At 70.5% G+C, this 19,202-nt stretch carries 14 protein-coding genes; 4 read left to right on the top strand and 10 right to left on the bottom strand.

Features of this window, described 5'->3' with window-relative positions; all coding sequences use genetic code 11:
- Positions 1–15 precede the first annotated feature (15 nt).
- Both ACIBQ1_RS05745 and ACIBQ1_RS05750 read right to left on the bottom strand, forming a co-directional pair.
- Positions 16–3,255 (bottom strand): MGH1-like glycoside hydrolase domain-containing protein, encoded by a 3,240-nt coding sequence (locus tag ACIBQ1_RS05745; protein ID WP_397274824.1) that lies wholly within the window; start codon positions 3,253–3,255, stop codon positions 16–18.
- Positions 3,252–4,640, bottom strand: a complete 1,389-nt coding sequence (locus ACIBQ1_RS05750; protein ID WP_397274825.1) for a glycoside hydrolase family 43 protein — start codon at positions 4,638–4,640, stop codon at positions 3,252–3,254. The genes ACIBQ1_RS05745 and ACIBQ1_RS05750 overlap by 4 nt, the downstream gene beginning before the upstream one ends.
- 327 nt (positions 4,641–4,967) lie before the next feature.
- Between ACIBQ1_RS05750 and ACIBQ1_RS05755 the strand changes: the two genes are divergently transcribed.
- Together ACIBQ1_RS05755 and ACIBQ1_RS05760 are read left to right on the top strand one after the other, a co-directional pair.
- Positions 4,968–5,759 (top strand): intradiol ring-cleavage dioxygenase, encoded by a 792-nt coding sequence (locus ACIBQ1_RS05755; RefSeq protein ID WP_397274826.1) that lies wholly within the window; start codon positions 4,968–4,970, stop codon positions 5,757–5,759.
- Positions 5,760–5,867: 108 nt separating this feature from the next.
- Positions 5,868–6,752 carry an intradiol ring-cleavage dioxygenase gene (locus tag ACIBQ1_RS05760; RefSeq protein ID WP_397274827.1) on the top strand — a complete coding sequence of 295 codons (885 nt, stop codon included), beginning with the start codon at positions 5,868–5,870 and terminating at the stop codon, positions 6,750–6,752.
- Here ACIBQ1_RS05760 and ACIBQ1_RS05765 read toward each other — a convergent pair.
- Positions 6,749–8,851, bottom strand: a complete 2,103-nt coding sequence (locus tag ACIBQ1_RS05765) for a GTP-binding protein (protein ID WP_397274828.1) — start codon at positions 8,849–8,851, stop codon at positions 6,749–6,751. The two genes, ACIBQ1_RS05760 and ACIBQ1_RS05765, sit on opposite strands and share 4 nt — an antisense overlap.
- Before the next feature lie 290 nt (positions 8,852–9,141).
- Here ACIBQ1_RS05765 and ACIBQ1_RS05770 point away from each other — a divergent pair, with 290 nt between their 5' ends.
- Positions 9,142–11,124 carry an amino acid transporter gene (locus ACIBQ1_RS05770; RefSeq protein WP_397274829.1) on the top strand — a complete coding sequence of 661 codons (1,983 nt, stop codon included), beginning with the start codon at positions 9,142–9,144 and terminating at the stop codon, positions 11,122–11,124.
- A gap of 45 nt (positions 11,125–11,169) precedes the next feature.
- Here ACIBQ1_RS05770 and ACIBQ1_RS05775 read toward each other — a convergent pair whose 3' ends face one another.
- The 6 genes from ACIBQ1_RS05775 to ACIBQ1_RS05800 all read right to left on the bottom strand — a co-directional run bounded on the left by ACIBQ1_RS05775 (position 11,170) and on the right by ACIBQ1_RS05800 (position 18,222).
- A complete protein-coding gene (locus tag ACIBQ1_RS05775) occupies positions 11,170–11,304 on the bottom strand; it encodes a hypothetical protein (RefSeq protein ID WP_397274830.1) in 135 nt (44 codons plus the stop codon).
- A gap of 56 nt (positions 11,305–11,360) precedes the next feature.
- Positions 11,361–13,835 carry a PEP/pyruvate-binding domain-containing protein gene (locus ACIBQ1_RS05780; protein ID WP_397274831.1) on the bottom strand — a complete coding sequence of 825 codons (2,475 nt, stop codon included), beginning with the start codon at positions 13,833–13,835 and terminating at the stop codon, positions 11,361–11,363.
- 1 nt (position 13,836) lies between these two features.
- Positions 13,837–14,562: a TetR/AcrR family transcriptional regulator gene (locus ACIBQ1_RS05785; protein ID WP_397274832.1), complete on the bottom strand. Its 726-nt coding sequence runs from the start codon at positions 14,560–14,562 to the stop codon at positions 13,837–13,839.
- A 45-nt stretch (positions 14,563–14,607) separates the two neighbouring features.
- A complete protein-coding gene (locus ACIBQ1_RS05790; RefSeq protein ID WP_397274833.1) occupies positions 14,608–15,606 on the bottom strand; it encodes a MerR family transcriptional regulator in 999 nt (332 codons plus the stop codon).
- Positions 15,607–15,712: 106 nt separating this feature from the next.
- Positions 15,713–16,291 carry a DUF2867 domain-containing protein gene (locus tag ACIBQ1_RS05795; RefSeq protein WP_397274834.1) on the bottom strand — a complete coding sequence of 193 codons (579 nt, stop codon included), beginning with the start codon at positions 16,289–16,291 and terminating at the stop codon, positions 15,713–15,715.
- On the bottom strand, positions 16,288–18,222 hold the full coding sequence (locus tag ACIBQ1_RS05800; protein ID WP_397274835.1) for a fumarylacetoacetate hydrolase family protein: 1,935 nt from the start codon (positions 18,220–18,222) through the stop codon (positions 16,288–16,290). Before ACIBQ1_RS05800 ends, ACIBQ1_RS05795 begins: the two co-directional genes overlap by 4 nt.
- 90 nt (positions 18,223–18,312) lie before the next feature.
- Here ACIBQ1_RS05800 and ACIBQ1_RS05805 point away from each other — a divergent pair, with 90 nt between their 5' ends.
- Positions 18,313–18,885, top strand: a complete 573-nt coding sequence (locus ACIBQ1_RS05805) for a TetR/AcrR family transcriptional regulator (protein ID WP_397274836.1) — start codon at positions 18,313–18,315, stop codon at positions 18,883–18,885.
- Between the two features lie 104 nt (positions 18,886–18,989).
- On the opposite strand, the gene ACIBQ1_RS05810 is transcribed toward ACIBQ1_RS05805, so the two are convergent.
- Positions 18,990–19,163: a hypothetical protein gene (locus ACIBQ1_RS05810; protein WP_397274837.1), complete on the bottom strand. Its 174-nt coding sequence runs from the start codon at positions 19,161–19,163 to the stop codon at positions 18,990–18,992.
- Positions 19,164–19,202 lie beyond the last annotated feature (39 nt).

Here is a 19,202-nt window from a genome sequence, read left to right on the forward strand (position 1 = left end):
CGCCCCCACGCGGCGTCACGGACCGTAGGCCTTGACCTCCAGGAGGCCCACGGAGTTGCTGCCGTTACCGGTGAGCAGCACCCGCAGGCGGGTCGTGCTCGTGGCGTTGAACGTGATGCTGTTGTAGGCGTTCTTGGTCAGCGTGTACGCCGAGGCGCCCGGCACGTCCACGTACGCGCTGCCGTTCCAGTACTGCAGCTTCCACGACGCGGGCATGTCGATCCCCTGGTCGTCGTCGAAGAAGTACACCTCGGCGCGGTTCAGGTTCTGCGCCGAGCCCCAGGTCAGGTCCACCCACTGCTGCCCGGTCTGCGGCCAGCAGCCCCAGCGCGGGTTGACGGTGTCGTTGGACGACGGCGGGTCGATCCCGTCGTTGACCGCGGCCACGCTCTCCCACGACGAGGTGTACGACGCCGACGGCGTGGCCGACGACGCCAGGTTGGTGGGGTTGGGCTGCTGCACCCCGCCCCGGTTGAAGACCTTGATCTCGGTGAGCCCCGTCCTGGCGCCGGAGGCGGCCGTGGCCAGCACCCGCACCCGCTGCGCGGTGATCGCGGAGAACTGCACCACGTTGTAGTTGGCCCGCGGCACGGACGGCGTCTTGGCCTGGCCGGGCACGCTGACCCAGGCGCTGCCGTTGTGGTACTGGATGTCGTACGACGCCGGCGCCCGGTAGGTGGCGCTGGCCGGGCGGCTGTCCTTGAAGTAGAGCCGCACCTCGTTGAGCGTCTTGGCGGAGCCCAGGTTCAGCTCGTACCAGTCCTGCCCGGCGGTCGTGCCGCCCCAGAACGGCTCGTTGATCGGGAACCCGTCCACCGCGCCCGCGGTGCTGCTGCCCGAGGCGGTGGTGGAGGCCGTGGCGGTGGCGCCGGCGGCCAGGTTGGTGAGGTTGGCGGTCAGGTCGACGCCGGCCTTGGCCAGCATGTCGACCATGCGGGGACTGTTCTGGGTGACCTGCGCGGGCGCCTGCAGCCCGGGCACGGCCACGTGGTAGGTGACGGACCCGCTGGTGGTGACGTCACCGGTGGCCGGGTCCCACGTGAACGGCACCAGCGACGACACCGTGGCCGCCCGGCTGCCGTTGATGTAGATCGAGTAGCCCTCGGGCACGCCGGGGTAGCGCACCACGCCGTCGGACGGGTCGTCCCAGACGATGGTCAGGTCGGCGTTGCGGTAGCGCAGGTTGTTGACCGTGAAGTGGGTCCAGCCGATGTTGATCGGCGAGAGCTCCACCTTGGCGTCGTTGCGCGGGCGCAGCCCGGCGACGTCCTCGATCACGGTCCAGTTGCTGCTGCCCAGGATGTTGTGGTGGATCCACGAGCGGTACGTGATGGACGAGCCGTTCCAGTCGGCCCAGAACTCGTTGGCGTCCGGCCACTGGGTGTTGCCGTTGATGTACTGCGCCCAGGCGTTCCAGTAGAGCAGCTTCTTGTACCAGGTCGTGTCGATCCACTCGTTGGGGTAGTTCCGCAGAACCGAGGAGAGCAGGCGGAACTGCACGGTGGAGTTGATCGTGGAGAAGTTGTTGCTGCCGGTGCCCGAGGCCGCCTTGTCGGCCTGGTTGGCGGTGTAGAAGGGGAAGATCGGGTACTGCGCCGGATCGTCGAAGAGGCGCAGGGCCTGCTTGTAGGTGGAGGTGTTGGGGATCGCGCCGACGGCGAACGGGTAGTAGTTGTTGATCTCCTTCCACGGCACCCATTCGTTGGTGGACTTCAGCCGGTGCTCGAAGAGCTGCCTGCTCGGGTTCCACAGCACGTTGACGATGGCGTTCTGGATCTGCGTGGCCAGGGTGCGCATCTCGTTGGCCTTGGCCGTGTTGCCGACGGCGTCGTACGCCTGCGCGGCGGCCAGCGCGCCGCTGTACTGGTAGGCGGCCTCGGCCCGGTCCATGCGGCCCGGCTTCCAGTGGAACGACACGGCGTCGGCGTCGTTGCCGGTCAGGGCGCCCCAGTCGTACTCGATGAGCTTGTTGTTGTCGGTGTCGTAGAACGACAGCTGGCCCTTGACGTCCTGCTCGGCGTAGCGGGCCAGGTTGGCGGCGATGGCGGGCTGGCCGCCGTGGATCTGGTAGCTCTTCCAGGCCGCCTCGCCGATGTACTGCGTGTAGCTGTTCGACCAGTTCTCCGGGTCGCCGGGGTTGTCCAGGAAGCGACCGTTCTTGGAGATCTGCCCGACGCTCAGCCAGTCGCCGTACGAGTAGATCGGGTTACGCAGGTACTTGAGGTCGTCGATGTGCATGGGCTGGGTCAGCGCGATCGCGTTGTTGTAGCCCAGCGCGCCCTCGACGGAGGTGGGGAACTGGAAGGTCTGCCCGGGGATGTCCGCGTCCAGGTTGTTGAAGCGCATCAGCCACCAGCGGTAGTAGATGTTCTTCTTGATGCCGGGCTCGGGCACGTCGATGTAGGGGACGTTGTCGGCCCACCACTTGTTGTAGGCGCGTACGTGCGTGGCGAACGCGGTGGCGGGCGTGTAGCCGGCGTAGGCGTCGTAGTCGGTGCGCGAGGCCGGGATCTCGTTGGTGACGAAGCCCATGACGACCTTGGCGGTCACCGTCGCCCCGGGGGCGATCGTGACGGACCTGTTCAGCCCGCCGCTGGAGACCGTGAACCCGTCACCGGTCAGCCTCGGGTAGAGGGTGGTGAGGTTGTTGTAGGCGTTCACCTGGCCGGTCAGCTCGCTGCCGCTGCCGGTGGTGGCGTACGGCGAGGTGGCCCGCAGCTGCAGCGTCGTCGAGGCGGAGCCGCCGTTGGTGATGGCCAGGTTGGCCACGGCCACGTTGTTGTCGGTGATGAACTTCGTCTGGTCGATCGTGATCGAGCCGCTGGTGTGCCGGCTCTTCCAGTAGCTGGGCGCCTGCCAGCGCGAGTTCACCTGTTCGGTGAACGTGCCGGGGGTCACGGCGACGGTGAAGGCATTGTTGTTGTTGATGCTCTCCCAGTACGCCACCTGCCCGGCGAAGCCGAGCGTGCCGGGCGTGTGGGTCTTCATGAACAGCGCCCGGCCGCGCGTCATGAGCCACGTGCCGGCCGGGTCGTTGCCCGAGCGGGACAGCAGCCGGTCCATCCAGAAGTCGGTGCCGGAGCTCTCGGCGTCGTAGATGGCCTGCATCGTGTTGCCCGGCGTGTACGACCCCGGCGGGGCGGGGACGGCCGGGCCGCCGAAGGTCGGGAAGCCGATGGTCTGATCCGCGTGCGCCGGAGCGCCGGCGACGACCAATCCCGCCACGAGCAGCAGGGCTAACAGGGCGCGCCTCATGAGAAGGCCCTCCATTCGAGCACACCGGTCGAGAATCCGGACTTGGAGGTGATGTTCAGCCGCAGCCGGGTCGTGCTGACCGGCGTGAACGTGGTGGTGTTGAAGGTGTTGGCGGCCACGCCGCAGCCCGACGCGCCGGGCACGTTGACGTACGCGCTGCCGTTCCAGTACTGCACCTGGCACGAGGCCGGCAGGTCGATCCCGAGGTTGTCGTCGAACCAGTACACCTCGGACCTGGAGACGGTCTGCGCGGTCGGCCAGCGGTACTCGACCCACTCGGTGCCCTGGTGGTCCCAGTTGCCGTAGGCGCCGTGGCTGTGGTCGGCCGAGTTCGCCGGGGTGTAGCCGTCATTGACCGCCCCGAGCGTCTCCCACGGCGAGACGTACGAGGTGGACGGGGTGGCGCCGGCCGCCAGGTTGCCCGGGGTGGTGGGACCGCCGGTCTGGACGACCTTCTGCATGGTGCCGTCGGCGTTGAAGTAGAGCTTGTCGATGGTCACCGAGCGGCGGAAGTTGCCTCCGCCCGGGGCGGCGGCGTTGTGGTAGACCATGTACCACTGGCCCTTGTACTCGATGATCGCCGGGTGGTTGGTGGTCGAGCTGACCTGGTCGAGCACGACGCCGCGGTGTGTCCAGGGGCCGAGCGGGTTGCCGGCGGTGGCATACCTGATGCAGGCGTAACCCGGCGCGGAGCAGGCCGAGTCGTTGGCCGAGTAGGCGAGGTAGTAGACGCCGTTGCGCTTGAACATCCAGGGGGCCTCCCAGAAGTTCGACACACCGCTCGGGGTGACGACCGAGCCGTTGAGGGAGGTCATGTTGGAGTTGAGCCTGGCCGCGCGCAGGCCGTAGTAGGAGCCCCAGTACATGTAGACCTGGCCGTCGTCGTCGGTGAAGACGGTGGGGTCGATGTTGAGCGGCGAGGAGTTGGGGGTGCTGTCGCTGATCAGCGGGCCGCCCTTGGCGTCGCGGAACGGGCCGAGCGGGCTGTCGCCGACGGCCACGCCGATGTCCATCCAGCCGGCGCCGTTGCCGTTGACGGGGACGTACCAGTAGTACTTGCCGTCGGCGCCGCGCTCGACCTCGCCCGCCCAGGCGTCGGCGCCCGCCCAGGAGAAGTTCGAGATCGCGAGCTTGGCGCCCTGGTCGGTGAAGTTGGTGGCGTCGGTCGAGGTGAAGACGTGCCAGTCGCGCATGACGAAGTTCGTGCCGCCGGTCGGGGCCTCGTCGTGGCCGGTGTAGAGGTACAGGGTGTCGCCCACGACCAGCGCGGCCGGGTCGGCCGTGTAGATCGAGGTGGTGATCGGCGCGCCCGCGTTGGCGGGCGTCGCGTTGCCGAGGATGAGCACGAGTGCCGCGGTGAGGGCCGCCGCCCAGCGTCGTCTCATGTGTTCGCCCCTTACAATCTAGCGATTGCTTGCGTTAGCGCTAACATCACGGACAGGGATCGAAGCTGTGAACCTAAAAGGTTTTCGGGAAAGTAGAACGACCGGGCGGGGGCTGTCAATCGGCCACTGCAACTGTGTGCATAGCCTTCCAACTGCGCTTATCCCGAAGAACGGTCGCTGATCAGCTCGCAAGCCGGTGGGTTACAGTTTCATATCACCGAAAAGGCTTTCGACTAGAATGTCGCGGATCGCGGGCCGCGCCTCCGCCGAAAGGCCGCCCTCCCATGAGAGGTTCGTCTGAGTGCAGGAACGCCAGAAGGAACTCCAGTGGGACACGATCACGAAGGTCAGCGGGTCAGCCGGCGGCGGCTGATCGCCGGCATCAGTTCGCTCGGGCTCGGCGCCGTCCTGTCGGCGCCCGGCGCCAGGGCCGGGGCGGCGTCGAGGCCGCCGACCGCAGATCTCACCTCGCTGTTCGCCCGTTCGAGGGTGTGCGGGCTGACCCCCGCCGCGACGCAGGGCCCCTACTACTTCGACGCCGACAAGATCCGCAGCGACATCCGGGAGGACAAGCCGGGCGTGCGGCTGCGGGTGGGCATCAGGGTGCAGGACAGCGAGACGTGCTCGCCCATGAGCAACGCCGTCGTGGAGATCTGGCACTGCGACGCCGCGGGGCTCTACTCGGGAGCGGAGAAGGAGTCGCAGGATGACGCCACCAGCGGTCCTCCCCCGGGCGGTTTCACCGACAAGGCCGTCATGAGCGACATGAAGCCGTCGGACGCGAAGCGTTACCTGCGGGGCGCGCAGGTCACCAACGGCGACGGCATCGTGGAGTTCATGACCAACTGGCCGGGCTGGTACCCGGGCCGCACGGTCCACATCCACACCATGGTCCACTTCAGCGACTGGCGCGTGCTGAACACGCAGATCATGTTCGACGAGGCGCTCAACTCCAAGGTGCTGGCGACGCCGCCCTACGCGACGCACACCGGCCGCGACACCTTCAACAGCGGCGACAACATCTTCCGGGACGGCATGCTGTTGCGGGTCGTCGAGGACGGCGACGGCTACCTGGGCACGATCATCCTGTCCGCCGACTCCGATCGGGACGGCGGCTGACCTCGTCCCGCTCTCATGAGAACTTCATCCACGGCAAAGGCGGTCCCAAGAGGTCCCGTCCTACGGTGAGGTCCGGAACATCGGAGCATCCCGGACAAGGACACCAAAGTGGGACACGATCACGAAGGTCAGCGCGTCAGCCGGAGACGGCTGTTCGCCGGCATCAGCTCGCTCGGGCTCGGCAGCCTGCTGGCGGCCTGTTCCGGCGCAGAGGGCACGGCGACCGTCACGACGTCCACGGGCGCCAGCGTGACGCCCACCGCGACCACGGCCAAGGACCTCACCTCGCTGTTCGCCGGGGCCGGCACGTGCAAGCTGACCAGCACCACGACGCAGGGCCCGTACTACTTCGACGCCGACAAGGTCCGCAGCGACATCCGCGAGGACAAGCAGGGCGTGCAGCTGCGGGTGGCCATCAAGGTGCAGGACAGCGAGACGTGCAAGCCGCTCGGCAACGCGGTCGTGGAGATCTGGCACTGCGACGCGGCCGGGCTCTACTCGGGGGCCGAGTCGGCCTCGACCGGCGGGGGCGGCAACCCGCCCGGCGGGGGCAATCCCCCGAGCGGCGCGCCCACCGGCGCCCCGCCGAGCGGCGGCCCCGGCGGTGGATCCGGCAACGGCGGGGGCGACATGGCGGATCTGACGCCCACCGACGACAAGCGGTATCTGCGGGGCGCCCAGGTCACCAACGCCGACGGCATCGTGGAGTTCACCACGATCTGGCCGGGCTGGTACCGGGGGCGGACGATCCACATCCACGCCATGGTCCACTTCAGCAACCAGCGCGTGCTGACCACGCAGATGATGTTCGACGAGAAGCTCAACAGCGCGGTCATGGCGAAGTCGCCGTACTCGGAGCACACGGGACGCGACACGTTCAACGACAACGACAACATCTACGACGACAGCATGCTCATGAAGATCACCCAGGAGGGCGACGGCTACCTCGGGGCCATCGTCTTCGCCGCCGACTCCGACAAGGACGGCGCCTAGACCCTGCGCACCACGTGCAGCAGGTACTCCCTCCGGTTGAGCGGGTTGTGGTCGGTGCGCGGGCGTTCCGGGACCTGTCCGCGTACGGGCTGATACCGGTCGAACGCGCACTCCAGCACGCCCTCGCCGCGGGTCAGCCCGGGCAGCCGCTGCTCCAGCTCGTGCACACTCGCCGCCGGGATCTCGCCCTCCACCTCGACCTCGCCTGCCGGGCCGGGCGTCCGGGTACGGGGGACGGCGCCCAGGCGGGCCAGCGCGGGCAGCACCGAGCCGAGCGTGTCGGCGGGGAGTTCGAGCCGGAAGCGGTGCGCCGGTTCGAGCACCCTGGTCCCGGCCCGCTTCAGCGCGGTCATCAGGATCAGCGGGGTGAGGTTGCGGAAATCGCCGGCCGTGCTGGACATGCTCTTGTCGAACCCGCCGCCCATGTGGCTCTGCCTGGCCCAGTAGCCGGAGTGGGTCAGGGTGACCACGCAGTCCTCGACCTGCCAGCCGTGCAGGCCCTGCCGGAGCGTTTCGCGGACCGTCTCCTCGATCGTCCTCATGAACGCGTACGGCAGCGAGCCCAGCTCCACCTCCAGCCGGAACTCCGTGCTCCCTTCGGCCCCGGCCTGGTCACGCGAGCTTCCGCGGCCGGCTCGCCGCATGCTCGGCTCGACGCGGAGCCCGACGGTCGCGAGGAACGGGTTGGAGTCCGTGCCGATCAGCTCGAACGCCTCGCCGGTGCCGATCGGGCGTTCGACGCAGATCGTGGTCGTCTCGCGGAAGGCGACGTCGAGGCCGAAGTCGTCGAGGAGCGTGGCCTGGATGACCTCCTTCTGCACCTCGCCGTAGAGGGAGACGGACACCTCCTGCCGCAGGTCGTCCTGGCGCAGGCCGATCAGCGGGTCCTGCTCGGCGAGCTGGGCCAGCGCGAGGTGGAGGGCGCCCCTGTCGGCGGGGCGGCGCGGTACCACGACCGTCTCCAGGCTCGGCGGCGCGAAGTGCCCCCGCGGCCCGGCCTTGCCCGGCAGGCCGATCGCGTCGCCGATCCGGACGTCGGCCAGGCCCCAGAGGCGGGCGATCCGGCCGGCGCCCGCCGACGGGCATCGCACCGCCCCGCCCCGGTCGAACACGCTGATCGCCGTAACCTTCCCCTCCCGGCCCACACCCGCGACAGGCCGGTCCGCACCTTCGCCAGGCCCGTCCGTCTCCGGGCCCGCACCCTCGCCGCGCCCGTCCGCCTCCCGGTCGCCGCCGAAGCGCAGGCGGTCGCGGGTGCGTACCGTGCCCGAGAACAGCCGCACGTACGCGATCTTCTCACCCGCCCGGCCGCGCTCGACCTTGAAGACGGTCCCCGAGACGGGCCCCCCGGGGTCGCCCTGGGCGGCGGGGAGCAGCTCCTCGATCCCGGCCATCAGCGCGTCCACACCCGCGCCCGTGATCGCCGAACCGAAGAACACCGGGTGCGCCAGCGCCCGCCCCGTCTGCGCCGCCAGCTCGGAGCGGAGCCTGGCGTACGGTACCTCCTCGCCGGCCACGTACGCGGCCAGCAGCGCGTCGTCCTGCTCGGCCAGCACCTCCACCAGCCGCGACGCGAAGGCCGGCGCGCCGTCGAACGGCGTGAAGGAGGCCGCGCCCGTGCCCAGGCCGGCGGTGGAGCCCATGGCCACCACCGACGGGGTGAGCCTGTCCGCGATCTCCCGCACGAGCCCGTCGTGACGGGCGCCACGGCGGTCGATCTTGTTCACGAAGACGAGCGTGGGAATGCGCAGGCGGCGCAGCGTGCGCATGAGCACGCGCGTCTGCGCCTGCACCCCCTCGACGGCCGAAACGACCAGCACGGCACCGTCGAGCACGTTGAGCACCCGCTCCACCTCGGCGATGAAGTCGGGGTGGCCGGGCGTGTCGATCAGGTTGACCGTGGTCCCGCCGATGGCGAACGAGACGACCGCGGACTTGATCGTGATGCCGCGCCGGCGTTCCAGGGCGAGTGAGTCGGTCTGGGTACTGCCGTCATCGACGCTGCCGATCTCGTCGATGGCGCCGGCGGCGTGCAGCAGCCGCTCGGTCAGGCTGGTCTTACCGGCGTCTACATGCGCCAAGATCCCCAAGTTGAGCATACGCAACGAACGTCATGTCCTTCGAATAGACGGCTCTTTCGATCCGGGGGGACATGAACGTTGCCCGCATTCGCTGCTCCTCTTGGTCGTCCTTGATTCGGGGTCAGCACATCAGAGGCCTTCGGCGGGAGGCAACCCAATTACTCGACCCCGCCGTACTTCGGCTGAGGTCCTTCAGGAGAAAGGGGAAGGCGTTCGGGGGATGTGGGGAGATTCGCCGGACCAGCCGCGTGACAGCGTGCCGCACCCCCTAGGGTGGTGTGCGTTTCTCAATGAGAGAGGAAGATCCGGTGAGCGGTACCGGTGGGCCCGCGATCCCCGCGGTCGTCGAAAGCCCGACCCCTCCAGCACCCCCGTCCAACGGGCTGGCGCGCTGGCTCCTGCAGCTTCGCGTGCAGCCGACGGGCCCGGAGACGACCGAGGCGCACGCCGAGCCGCAGGCCTGGTGGAAGGTCATGTGCCTGACGGGCGTCGACTACTTCTCGACGCTGGCCTACCTGCCCGCCATCGCCGCGCTGGCGGCCGGCGCGTTATCGCCGCTGGCCACGCTGCTCATCGTGGCGCTGACGCTGCTGGGCATGCTGCCGATGTACCGGCGGGTGGCCCGGGAGAGCCCGCACGGGCAGGGCTCCGTGGCGATGCTGGAGCGGCTGCTGCCGTTCTGGCGGGGCAAGCTGTTCGTGCTGGTGCTGCTGGGGTTCGTGGCCACGTCGTGGATCATCACGATCACGCTGTCGGCGGCCGACGCGTCGGTGCACGTCGTGGAGAACCCGTACTTCCCGAGCTTCCTGCACGGCCACGAGGTCCTGCTGACCGTGGTGCTGCTGCTGGTGCTGGGCGGGGTGTTCCTGCTCGGGTTCAGCGAGGCGGTCGGCGTGGCCATCCCGCTGGTCGCGATCTTCCTGGCGCTCAACGCGATCGTCGTCGCCGTCGGCCTGGGCGAGGTCTTCTCCGCGCCGGACGCGCTCTCCCGCTGGACGGACGCGCTGACCAGCGGCACGGGCGGCTTCGGCGGCCTCATCGGGCCGGCCGTGCTCGCCTTCCCGCTGCTCGTGCTGGGCCTGTCGGGGTTCGAGACGGGCGTCAGCATGATGCCGCTGGTGGCCGCCAGCGGCAAGACCGCCGAGGAGCGGCTCGGCTCCCGCGTCGCCAACACGCGCAAGCTGCTCACCGCTGCCGCGCTCATCATGAGCGTCTACCTGATCGCGACCAGCTTCGTGACCACGGTGCTCATCCCGGCCGAGAAGTTCCGGCCCGGCGGAGAGGCCAACGGCAGGGCGCTGGCGTACCTGGCGCACGAGCGGCTCGGCGAGGCGTTCGGCACGGTCTACGACGTCAGCACGATCCTCATCCTGTGGTTCGCCGGGGCCTCCGCGATGGCCGGCCTGATCAACATCGTGCCGCGCTACCTGCCCTCCTACGGCATGGCGCCCGACTGGGGCCGCGCCGTGCGGCCCGTGGTGCTGGTCTACACGGGCATCTGCGTGGTGCTCACCATCGCGTTCGACGCCGACGTCGACGCCCAGGCCGGCGCGTACGCCACGGGCATCCTGGCCATGATGGTCTCCGGCGCGGTCGCGGTGACGATCTCGGCCATCCGCCGCCGCCAGCGGGGCGCCACGACCGGCTTCTCCGTGCTCACCCTGGTGCTGGTGTACGCGCTGGTGGAGAACATCAGGGAGAAGCCCGACGGCATCGCCATCTCCGCCCTGTTCATCCTGGGCATCATCGCCATCTCGCTGATCTCGCGCGTCTCGCGCACGACGGAGCTGCGGGCCGACCGGATCGAGTTCGACGAGGCGGCGCGGCGGTTCGTCAGCGACTCGCTCGACTACGACGGCGCGCTCAACATCGTCGCCAACCGCCGTCAGGCGGGTGACGCGGCCGAATACTCCGAGAAGGAGGCCGAGCAGCGCGGGGTCAACCCGGTCCCTGGCCGGGCGGACATCCTGTTCCTGGAGATCGACGTCATCGACCCGTCCGGCTTCAGCGACGTGCTCCACGTGCGCGGGGTGGAGGTGGACAAATACCGCATCCTGCGGGTGGAGAGCCCGGCCGCGCCCAATGCCATCGCCGCGGTCCTGCTCGCGCTGCGCGACGCCGGGGGCGTGCGGCCGCACTGCTACTTCGCGTGGGCTGAGGGCTCGCCGCTGGTGCACCTGTTCCGCTACCTCATCCTCGGCCGCGGTGACACGGCGCCGGTCGTACGCGAGATCCTCCGCAAGAGCGAGCCCGACCCCGCCAAGCGGCCCGGCATCCACGTCGGCGGCTAGCTCTCAGCGGCCCTTCATGCGCGCGACGGGGGCGGCTCGGCGAAGTCACGCCGCCGGATCGGCCTCATCCTCCCTGTCCAGTTCCGCGTCGCCGCGATCGAGCGCCAGCTTGGCGAGCCTGAATCGGGCGCAGCGCACCTCGAGCTCGCGTTCGTCCTCCGGAGTCCACCATTCGATCATGGGCACCAAGGTCATCCCATGCCACCGATCGAAGCGGTCGACTTGGCGGAGACTTTTCACCCGAGCAACTCGACCGTGCCCCGCTCGCCGTCCACCCTGATCCGGTCGCCGTCGTGCACGCGCATGGTGGCGTTGCCGGTGCCGACCACGGCGGGGATGCCCAGCTCGCGCGCCACGATCGAGGCGTGCGACAGCGGTGCGCCCATGTCGGTCACCACGGCCGCCGCTCGGGGGAACATCGGGGTCCAGCCCACGTTCGTGAGCGTGGTGACGAGGATCTCGCCCGGCTTGAGCCGGTCCCCCTCCTCGGGGCCCGAGATCACGCGGGCGACGCCCTCCACGACGCCGGGGGCGCCGGGGAAGCCCTTCACCGTGTCACTCACCGGTGCGGCCGTGCCACGCGCGTCGTAGACGTCGACCCGCCGGGCGGGGTCGGCGGCCCAGCGCACGGGGTCGAAGTGGCCGACGATCAGCGCGGGGTAGAGCGGCAGGGCGGCGTACCGCTCGTAGGTGGCCCGCCGCACCGGCACCCGCTCCAGCGCGGACGGGTCTCCGCGCAGCAGGGCGAGCAGTTCGTCCAGGTAGAGGAAGAACACGTCGTCGCCCTGGCCCGACAGCTCCCCCGCCCGTACGGCGAAGGCCCGCAGCACCCAGAACGCCCGCATGTTCTCCGAGCGCGCGGACTCGCGGTCCCGCACGACCGCGTTCCAGCGCTGGACCCTGGCGCGCATCTTGGCCTCCTGGCGCGGATAGCGCGAGGCGAAGCGCGCCCAGGCCTCCTCCCTGGCCTTCCGCTGCCGCGCGAGCAGCGCCTCTGTGTCGGCCCGCAGGTCGCGCAGGCCCGCGAGCTGGGCGTCGATCCAGCCGTCGTCCTCGCCGGGCCGCGGGATCGACACCTCGAACTCGTGGGGGCCGCGATGCCCGTACGCGCGGGCGAACTCCTCCCTGGTGATCTCCCCGCGCGCCAGCCTGGACAGGCCCATCACCGGACCCAGGCTGGCCAGCTCGCCCTCGGTGTTCACGCCGGTCAGCATGGCCTCGGCGGCGACCTCGCCCATCATCTTGCGCAGCCGGTCGCGGGTCCAGACCAGGGTGGCGCCGCCCTGGCGGCCGGCGGCCTCCAGCATGCGGCAGGAGGTGACCAGGTGGGGCTTGATCTCGCGTTCCCACAGCCCGGCCAGCTCGGGGCCCGACCCGGTGGCGGCGATCGTGGCGCGCAGCTCCTCGCAGCGCCGCTGCGAGGTGGCCAGGAACGCGCGCATGCCCTTGAGGTTGGTACGCACGCGGCGCTGGATGCCGATCGCCATGGGCAGGACGCGCTTGATGATCTCCCAGCGCGACACCGGCACCAGCGGCACGCCGAGCCCCGGCGGCAGCTTGCCGAAGACCTGCTCCACCGCGCTCAGCCGGGCGCGCATGCCCAGGGCCCCGGCGATGGAGTGAACGACGCTCAGGTTCATGTAGAAGCGGCCGCCGATGTTGCCGACCAGGTCGAAGCCGGGCAGAGCCGAGGCGGACATGGCCTCGTGGATGAACAGCCGCACGAACGACCACGTCATCGGCGTCATCACGTCGGGGATCGCCTCGCCCAGGTTGCCGCCGGTCCACAGATATTCGCCCTTGAGGCTGTCGTTCCACTCCTCGACCTGCGCCTTGATGCCGGTGATCGGGCGCGCCTGGACGATGGCGAACTCCCCGTCGCGCCTGGCCCACTCGACGTCCATCGGCGTGCCGTACAGGGTCTGGATGCGCGCGCCGATCGCGGCCAGCTCCACGGCCTGCGCCGCGTCGAGCACGGCCGCGCGCCGCAGCTCGTCCGGGACGGGCCGCTCCTGCGTGCCGTCGGGGGTGCGGACGGTCATGACCGTCTTGTCGCTCACCTGCTCCTGGGTCACGGCGCCGCCGGACACGACGATCGTGTCGGGGGTGACCTGGCCGCCGACGACCGCCTCGCCGAGCCCCCAGGAGGCGTTGACGACGGTCTCGTCGCGGGCTCCGCTGACCGGGTTCGCGGTGAACATGATGCCGGCCGCATCCGCGTCCACCAGCTCCTGGACCACCACGGCCAGCGCCACGTCGTCATGGGGGACGCCGTTCTGGTCGCGGTAGGCGACGGCGCGCGGGTTCCACAGCGAGGCCCAGCAGCGCCTGACCGCGTCGAGCAGGGCGTCGCCTCTGATGTTGAGGTAGGTGTCCTGCTGACCGGCGAACGACATGTCCGGCAGGTCCTCTGCGGTGGCGGACGAGCGCACGGCCACCGGCACGTCGTCGCCGAGCGCGTCGTACGCCCGGCGGATCTCCGCGGCGATCTCGGCGGGCAGGTCGTGCCCGGCGAACAGCGCCCGCGGGTCCTGCGCGTGCGGGATCTCGTCGCGGAAGGCCGCCACGAACGCCCGGTAGGCGTCGGTGGTGATGTGGAATCCGGCCGGAACGGGCAGCCCCGCCCGGGTCAGCCTGGCCAGCGAGGCGCCCTTGCCGCCGACGGTCGCGAGGTCGGCCGCCGCGTCGTCGAGAGGGAGTACGGCCTTCACGTCATACGCTCCTTTGAGCCTTTTGCGTCCCGCCCATGGAGGCCGCCAGCTTCCGCTCGGCGACCTCTTCCCCGGCGGTGAGGAGATCGAGGGTGGCCCGCGCGACGGCGTCCGCGTCGTCGCGGGACAGGGGGCGGCCCGGGCTCAGGGCCCGGTCGATGGTGTCGGTCACCAGGAACGCGATCCGGTCGGCCTCCGCCTCCTTGGGCATGCCGTCCGGCACGAACAGGAACCCGTACAGGATCGCGTTGGCCACCATGGCGTGGTCCCCGGGCTCCGCGCGCACCGCGCCCCGCTTGACCAGCTCCGCCAGGTACGCGTCCAAGGGCGGGCCCATCGCCGCCGACTGGCCCGCCTGCTGCTTCTGGCGCGCGAACTTGCCCAGCAGGTCCGACTCGCCCCGCATCAGCGCCTGGAGCAGCGGCCTGCGCAGCAGCGCGCGGGCGTAACCGCCGTACAACTGGCCCAGCGTGGCCGGCGCGCCCTGACGGACCTCGGCCAGCATGAGCACCCGCTCGCGGCGCAGCAGCGCGGCGAAGAGCTCGTCGCGCGTCTTCCAGTGCAGGTAAATGGTGCCCTTGGCGACCTCTGCGCGCTTGGCCACGTCGTCGATCGTGGTCTTGCCGTAACCCCAGCGCAGGACCAGCTCGGCGGCGGCGTCGAGGATCCGGTGCGCCCGCTCCAGCTGGCGCGCCGGATCCTGCGGCGGCCGTCCTGCCTTGACCATCCGGTCTCACCTCATTTGTTTGACCAGATGAGACTAATCGGTCATTTAATTAATGTCGAGAGCCGTGGCGATCCATTCGTAGGGCACCGGGACGTCTGCCTCGTCCTCCGGCGTCGTGCCGTTGATGGTGGCCACCAGCGCCAGGTACCTCCCGTGCGTGCCGGTGAACCGGGACGCCTCGTCCGCGGCGCGCCGGAGCTCCGCGCTGTGGAGGTCCTTGGCGACCAGGAGGTTGGCGGCCAGCCGGCGCCGGAACTCGGCCGTGTCCTGATCCCCGGTGGCCTCGGCGATCGAGGCCAGGAAGCGGCCGGCGATGTCCCGAGCCTGGGGAGAGTCCGCGGACAGCCCGGCCCGCTGTGCCGCCTGGGCCTCCCGGATGATCGTCGCCCCCTTCTCGATCGAGCCCAGCGTCGCCGGTGCGGTCATGAGGCGTCCCTGGGCGGTGGAGTAGGTGTCATGGAGGTACGCGCGGACCGAACGGCGGAAGTCGTCGTCCCGCACCAGGCCGGCCAGCTCGATCCAGGCTTCGAGCTGCTCGGTGGTGGGCTCCTCCGGCAGGTCCGGCCGCATCATGCGCAACTGCTCGACGAAGGCGGGGTGGACGTCGAGGCCGTCGCTGACCTCGTCCCAGAACTCGTCGACGAGCCGGTCGCGGTCGTCGTCGGACATGGAGACCAGCTTGTGCATGAGACGCACCCGTTCGGCCGTGGTGGGCTGGTTCACGATGGCGCGCAGGACGGCCCGCCTGGCCCGCAGGCGGGCCGACTGGCGTTCGAGGAGCGCGAGATGCGCCGTGGCGAGATCGCGCAGCGTCGTCTCGCCGGCCAGCAACCGGCGGATGTCGTCCAGGCCGGCGTCCAGCTCGCGCAGGGTGCGGACGAGCTCCAGCCGGGCGATGGCCTGGACGTCGTAGAGCCGGTACCCGGCGTCCGTGCGGCCGGAGGGCGCGATGATCCCGGCGTCGGCGTAGAACCTGATGGCACTGACGCTCAGGCCGGTGCGGCGCGCCACGTCCCCGATCGGGTACAGCTCGTCGTCGTCCACGGCGTCCACTATGGGGTCTCAAGCAGCTTGAGACTCAACACCGGGGACGCCGCACGAGGCCATGTCGGTCATGGTCACCGGTACGGACCGGCCGGACGGCGGGAACTCATCGGTCGCGCCAGGCCCGTTCCCATTGCCGGGTGAGGGCCGGATAGACGATGAGGTGGCGGAAGGGGGCGATGGCGGCCAGGTAGAGCCGCCCGAACCGCCCGTTCGGCCTGACGAGGACGGCCATCCGCAGCTCGTGGTCGCCGTTCGCCCCTCGGGCCCAGCCGAGGTGCATCACGGTGTGCACGGTCTGGTTCGCCAGTTCGCGGGCGCACTCCGTGTCGAGCTCGTACACCGCTTTGAGCGGCAGGCTCTCGCTGTCCGGGCCGCGAGGGGCGGCGCGGAGGTCGGCGGGCAGGCGGTCGCGGAGCGAGGCGACCCGCGCGCCGACGCCCGCCGACGGCTGGTCCCAGCGGAAAAGCGCGCCAAGCCGCCATCGAAGGGCGAACAGGAACTTCACCGGCCGGGTCTGCTTCGCGAATCCGCCGGCGCTCCGCATCGCCGCGAGCATCGCCGGGAAGTCGCCGGGCCCGGCTCCGGGAGTGCGGAACGACCACACGTCCTCGACCGAGAAGTCGCTCGTGAACTCGTGGATGCGCCACGGGTGGGAGGTGTAGGCGGTGTTCGGCAGCCTCATGAGAGCGCCCTTTCGGCCATCATGACCATCAGCGTCATCTGGTCCAGCTGGGGTGTGGCGGCGGGGTCGAGTTCGCGGTAGCGGCGGTGGAGGTTGACCACGATCCGCTCGGCGTCCAGCCAGGTGGCGTACTCACCCAGGTCCACCGCCTCGACCGCCTCGGCGAAGGACAGGCCGCGGGCGTGGGCGGCGTCCGCCTGCTCGACCACGTGGGTGAGGTAGCCGCGCACCGCGCGGATCCCGTCGGGATCGGTGACCGGGCCGTGGCCGGGGACGATCGTGTCCGCTCCGGTGGCGATCATCTTGTCGCAGGCGCCGATCCAGTTGCCGATCGGGCCGCTCCACACGATCGGGGTGCAGCCGACGAACAGCAGGTCGCCCGCGAACAGCACGCCCGCGTCCGGCACGTGCACGACCGAGTCGGCGCCGGTGTGGGCGGGGCCGAGGTTCGTCACGCGCACCTCACGGCCGCCGACGTCCAGGGTCAGCTCGCCCTCGTAGGTCAGGTCGGGCAGCCGCAGGCGGATGCCGCTGAAGTCGAAGGCGCCGAAGCGTTCGCGGAAGTAGGGGGTCGCCGGGCCGATGTCCATGACCTGGGCGGCGGTCAGCATCTCCGGGGGCAGCTCGTGCCGCATCTCCGCGCAGGTGGCCGCCGCGGCGATGATCCGGACCGAGTCGCCCAGCAGCTGGTTGCCGTGGGTGTGGTCGCCGTTGGCGTGGGTGATGACGGCGTGGGCAAGCGGGCGCCGGTCGGTGATCCCGCGCACGGCGGCGAGCATCTCGGCCGTCAGCGGCAGGTCGAACAGGGTGTCCACCAGCAGGGAGGCGCCCTCGCCCGCGACCAGTCCCGCGTTGCTCCAGCCGTACCCGCCGTCGGGCAGCAGCCAGGCCCACACGCCCGCGGCGACCTCGTGCAGCCCGCGGGTGTAGGGCAGCTTCGACGGGGCCCGGTTGACGCGCGGGCGCGCGGGCCGGCGGTCGGGGTTGTGCCGGGGCGTGAGCGGGTACGGCGGGGCGGACGCGCGGACGGTCTGCCGGGTGCGGCCCAGCCCCTCGACCGTCAGCTCGACGACGTCGCCGTCCCGTAACCAGCCGGGGAACGCGGCCGGATCGGCGAGGGACAGGTGCTCGACGAGGCAGCAGCCGGGCACCGTGCCCGAGCCGAACACGTCGCCCGGCACCAGGTCCACGCCGCGCGAGGCGAAGGAGATGACCTCGCCGAAGCTCCAGTCCATGGCATCGGTACGACCTGAGCCGATGGTCCGGCCGTTGACGGTCGCCTCGACCCGCAGGGCGAGCCTGCCGTCGCGGCGGAAGTGCTCCAGTTCGTCCGGCGTGACCAGGTACGGGCCGAGCGTGGTCGCGCCGTCCTTGCCCTTGGCCTGGCCGATCGCCAGCGGCGACTCGCGCAGCTGCAGGTCGCGCGCCGACCAGTCGTTGAAGACGGTGTAGCCGACGATGTGCTCCTCGGCCTGCTCCGGGGTGAGGTCGCGCCCGCCCGGACCGATGACCGCGGCGATCTCCAGCTCGAAGTCGAACCAGGCGCTGCCGGGGGAGATCGTCACGTCGTCGTACGGGCCGGCGACCGTCGACGGGCAGGCGAAGTAGAAGGCCGGGAGCTCGTACCAGGTGTCGTCGAGCGTGCGGGGCGAGCCGGCCGCCTGCCGGCAGTTGCGCATGTGGTCCAGGAAGCACAGGCAGTCGCGGATCGAGGGCGGGCGCGGAATCGGCGCGCGCAGCCTGACCTCGGCCGGCGGGACCGTCCCCGCCGAGGACGCCAGGGCCGCCTCGCCCGCCGCCCGCAGCTCCTGCGCGCCCCGGGCGATCAGCTCGATCAGGCTCACACCCGGCGCGAGGGGGTGGATCCGGTCCTCCTCGCCGATCACCCCCACGCGGTCGCCGCTGTCCGTCGCATAGGTCACCCAACGCATGAGAACCTCCCCGGTTTCTATGTTGGCTAACACAGGCTATATCGACCAGCATAGGCTCTGCCATCCGGCATGCCTGGTTAGATGTTTCGCATGGCCACGCGACGTATCGAGAGGACTCAGGAGAGCCGCCGGCTGCTGGTGAGCGCCGCCGCCGAGCTCTTCGCCGAGAAGGGATACCGGCAGACGAGCTTCATCGACATCGCCGACAAGGCCGGCATCAGCCGCGGCTCCATCCCCTGGCACTTCGGCAACAAGCTCGGCCTGCTGGAAGCGGTGGTCGACGACCAGCTTCAGGCCATACTGACGGGTTTTCCCCCGCCCGCAGGGGAGCGCCCCGACGACCCGCTCGACCAGGTCGTGGGCTTCATCCGGCTGCCCGCCACGCGCCTGTTCATCACCCTGCTGGCCGAGGCCGTGGAGGTCGGCTCGCCGATCCGCGAGCACTACGCGCGGCTCCACGCGACGCTCCGGGAGGGGGTGCTGGCCCGGATCCCGGCGGACGCGCTACCCCCGGGGACCGACCCGGAGGCGTTCGCGGTCCTGCTGGTGGGGACCGTCATCGGCGTCCACGCCCAATGGCGGGTCGCCCCGGAGGCGGTGAACCTCGACGCCGTCCAGGCCGCGATCCGCGCCCTGCTGCCTGCGGGCCTCGGCCGCGTCTGACGCTCTGGGCGCCGCTACCCCGGCCCGGCGTCGTGGACGATGAGGGCCGGCTGAACCCGGTTGTCCAGGCCCGCCTTGAGCTTGCGCGTGACGCCCGGCCTGCCCTACCAAGCCGTGTTCAGCGTGGCGCTGCTGGCAGTGGTGGCCCTGCGCGAGCGGCCGTACCTGAAGCGGACGGGGGTCGTGGTGGCCGCGGTGGGGCACACCGCGTTCGGGGTGCTTGCCAACGCCGCCACCCTGGCCGACAAGCTGGAGCTGTCGGCGCTGGGGCTGGTCATGGTCGGCCTGCTGGCGCTGCTCGGCCGCCGGCGCCCAGC

This window comes from Nonomuraea sp. NPDC050153, from assembly GCF_044460125.1.
Taxonomy (GTDB): Bacteria; Actinomycetota; Actinomycetes; order Streptosporangiales; family Streptosporangiaceae; genus Nonomuraea.

Coding starts and splice junctions, on each gene's coding strand:
- ACIBQ1_RS05795 (WP_397274834.1), bottom strand. CDS start 16,291: ATGAGGCTGCCGAACACCGCCTACACCTCCCACCCGTGGCGCATCCAC.
- ACIBQ1_RS05805 (WP_397274836.1), top strand. CDS start 18,313: ATGGCCACGCGACGTATCGAGAGGACTCAGGAGAGCCGCCGGCTGCTG.
- ACIBQ1_RS05775 (WP_397274830.1), bottom strand. CDS start 11,304: ATGATCGAATGGTGGACTCCGGAGGACGAACGCGAGCTCGAGGTGCGC.
- ACIBQ1_RS05785 (WP_397274832.1), bottom strand. CDS start 14,562: ATGGTCAAGGCAGGACGGCCGCCGCAGGATCCGGCGCGCCAGCTGGAG.
- ACIBQ1_RS05800 (WP_397274835.1), bottom strand. CDS start 18,222: ATGCGTTGGGTGACCTATGCGACGGACAGCGGCGACCGCGTGGGGGTG.
- ACIBQ1_RS05745 (WP_397274824.1), bottom strand. CDS start 3,255: ATGAGGCGCGCCCTGTTAGCCCTGCTGCTCGTGGCGGGATTGGTCGTC.
- ACIBQ1_RS05810 (WP_397274837.1), bottom strand. CDS start 19,163: ATGACCAGCCCCAGCGCCGACAGCTCCAGCTTGTCGGCCAGGGTGGCG.
- ACIBQ1_RS05765 (WP_397274828.1), bottom strand. CDS start 8,851: ATGCTCAACTTGGGGATCTTGGCGCATGTAGACGCCGGTAAGACCAGC.
- ACIBQ1_RS05750 (WP_397274825.1), bottom strand. CDS start 4,640: ATGAGACGACGCTGGGCGGCGGCCCTCACCGCGGCACTCGTGCTCATC.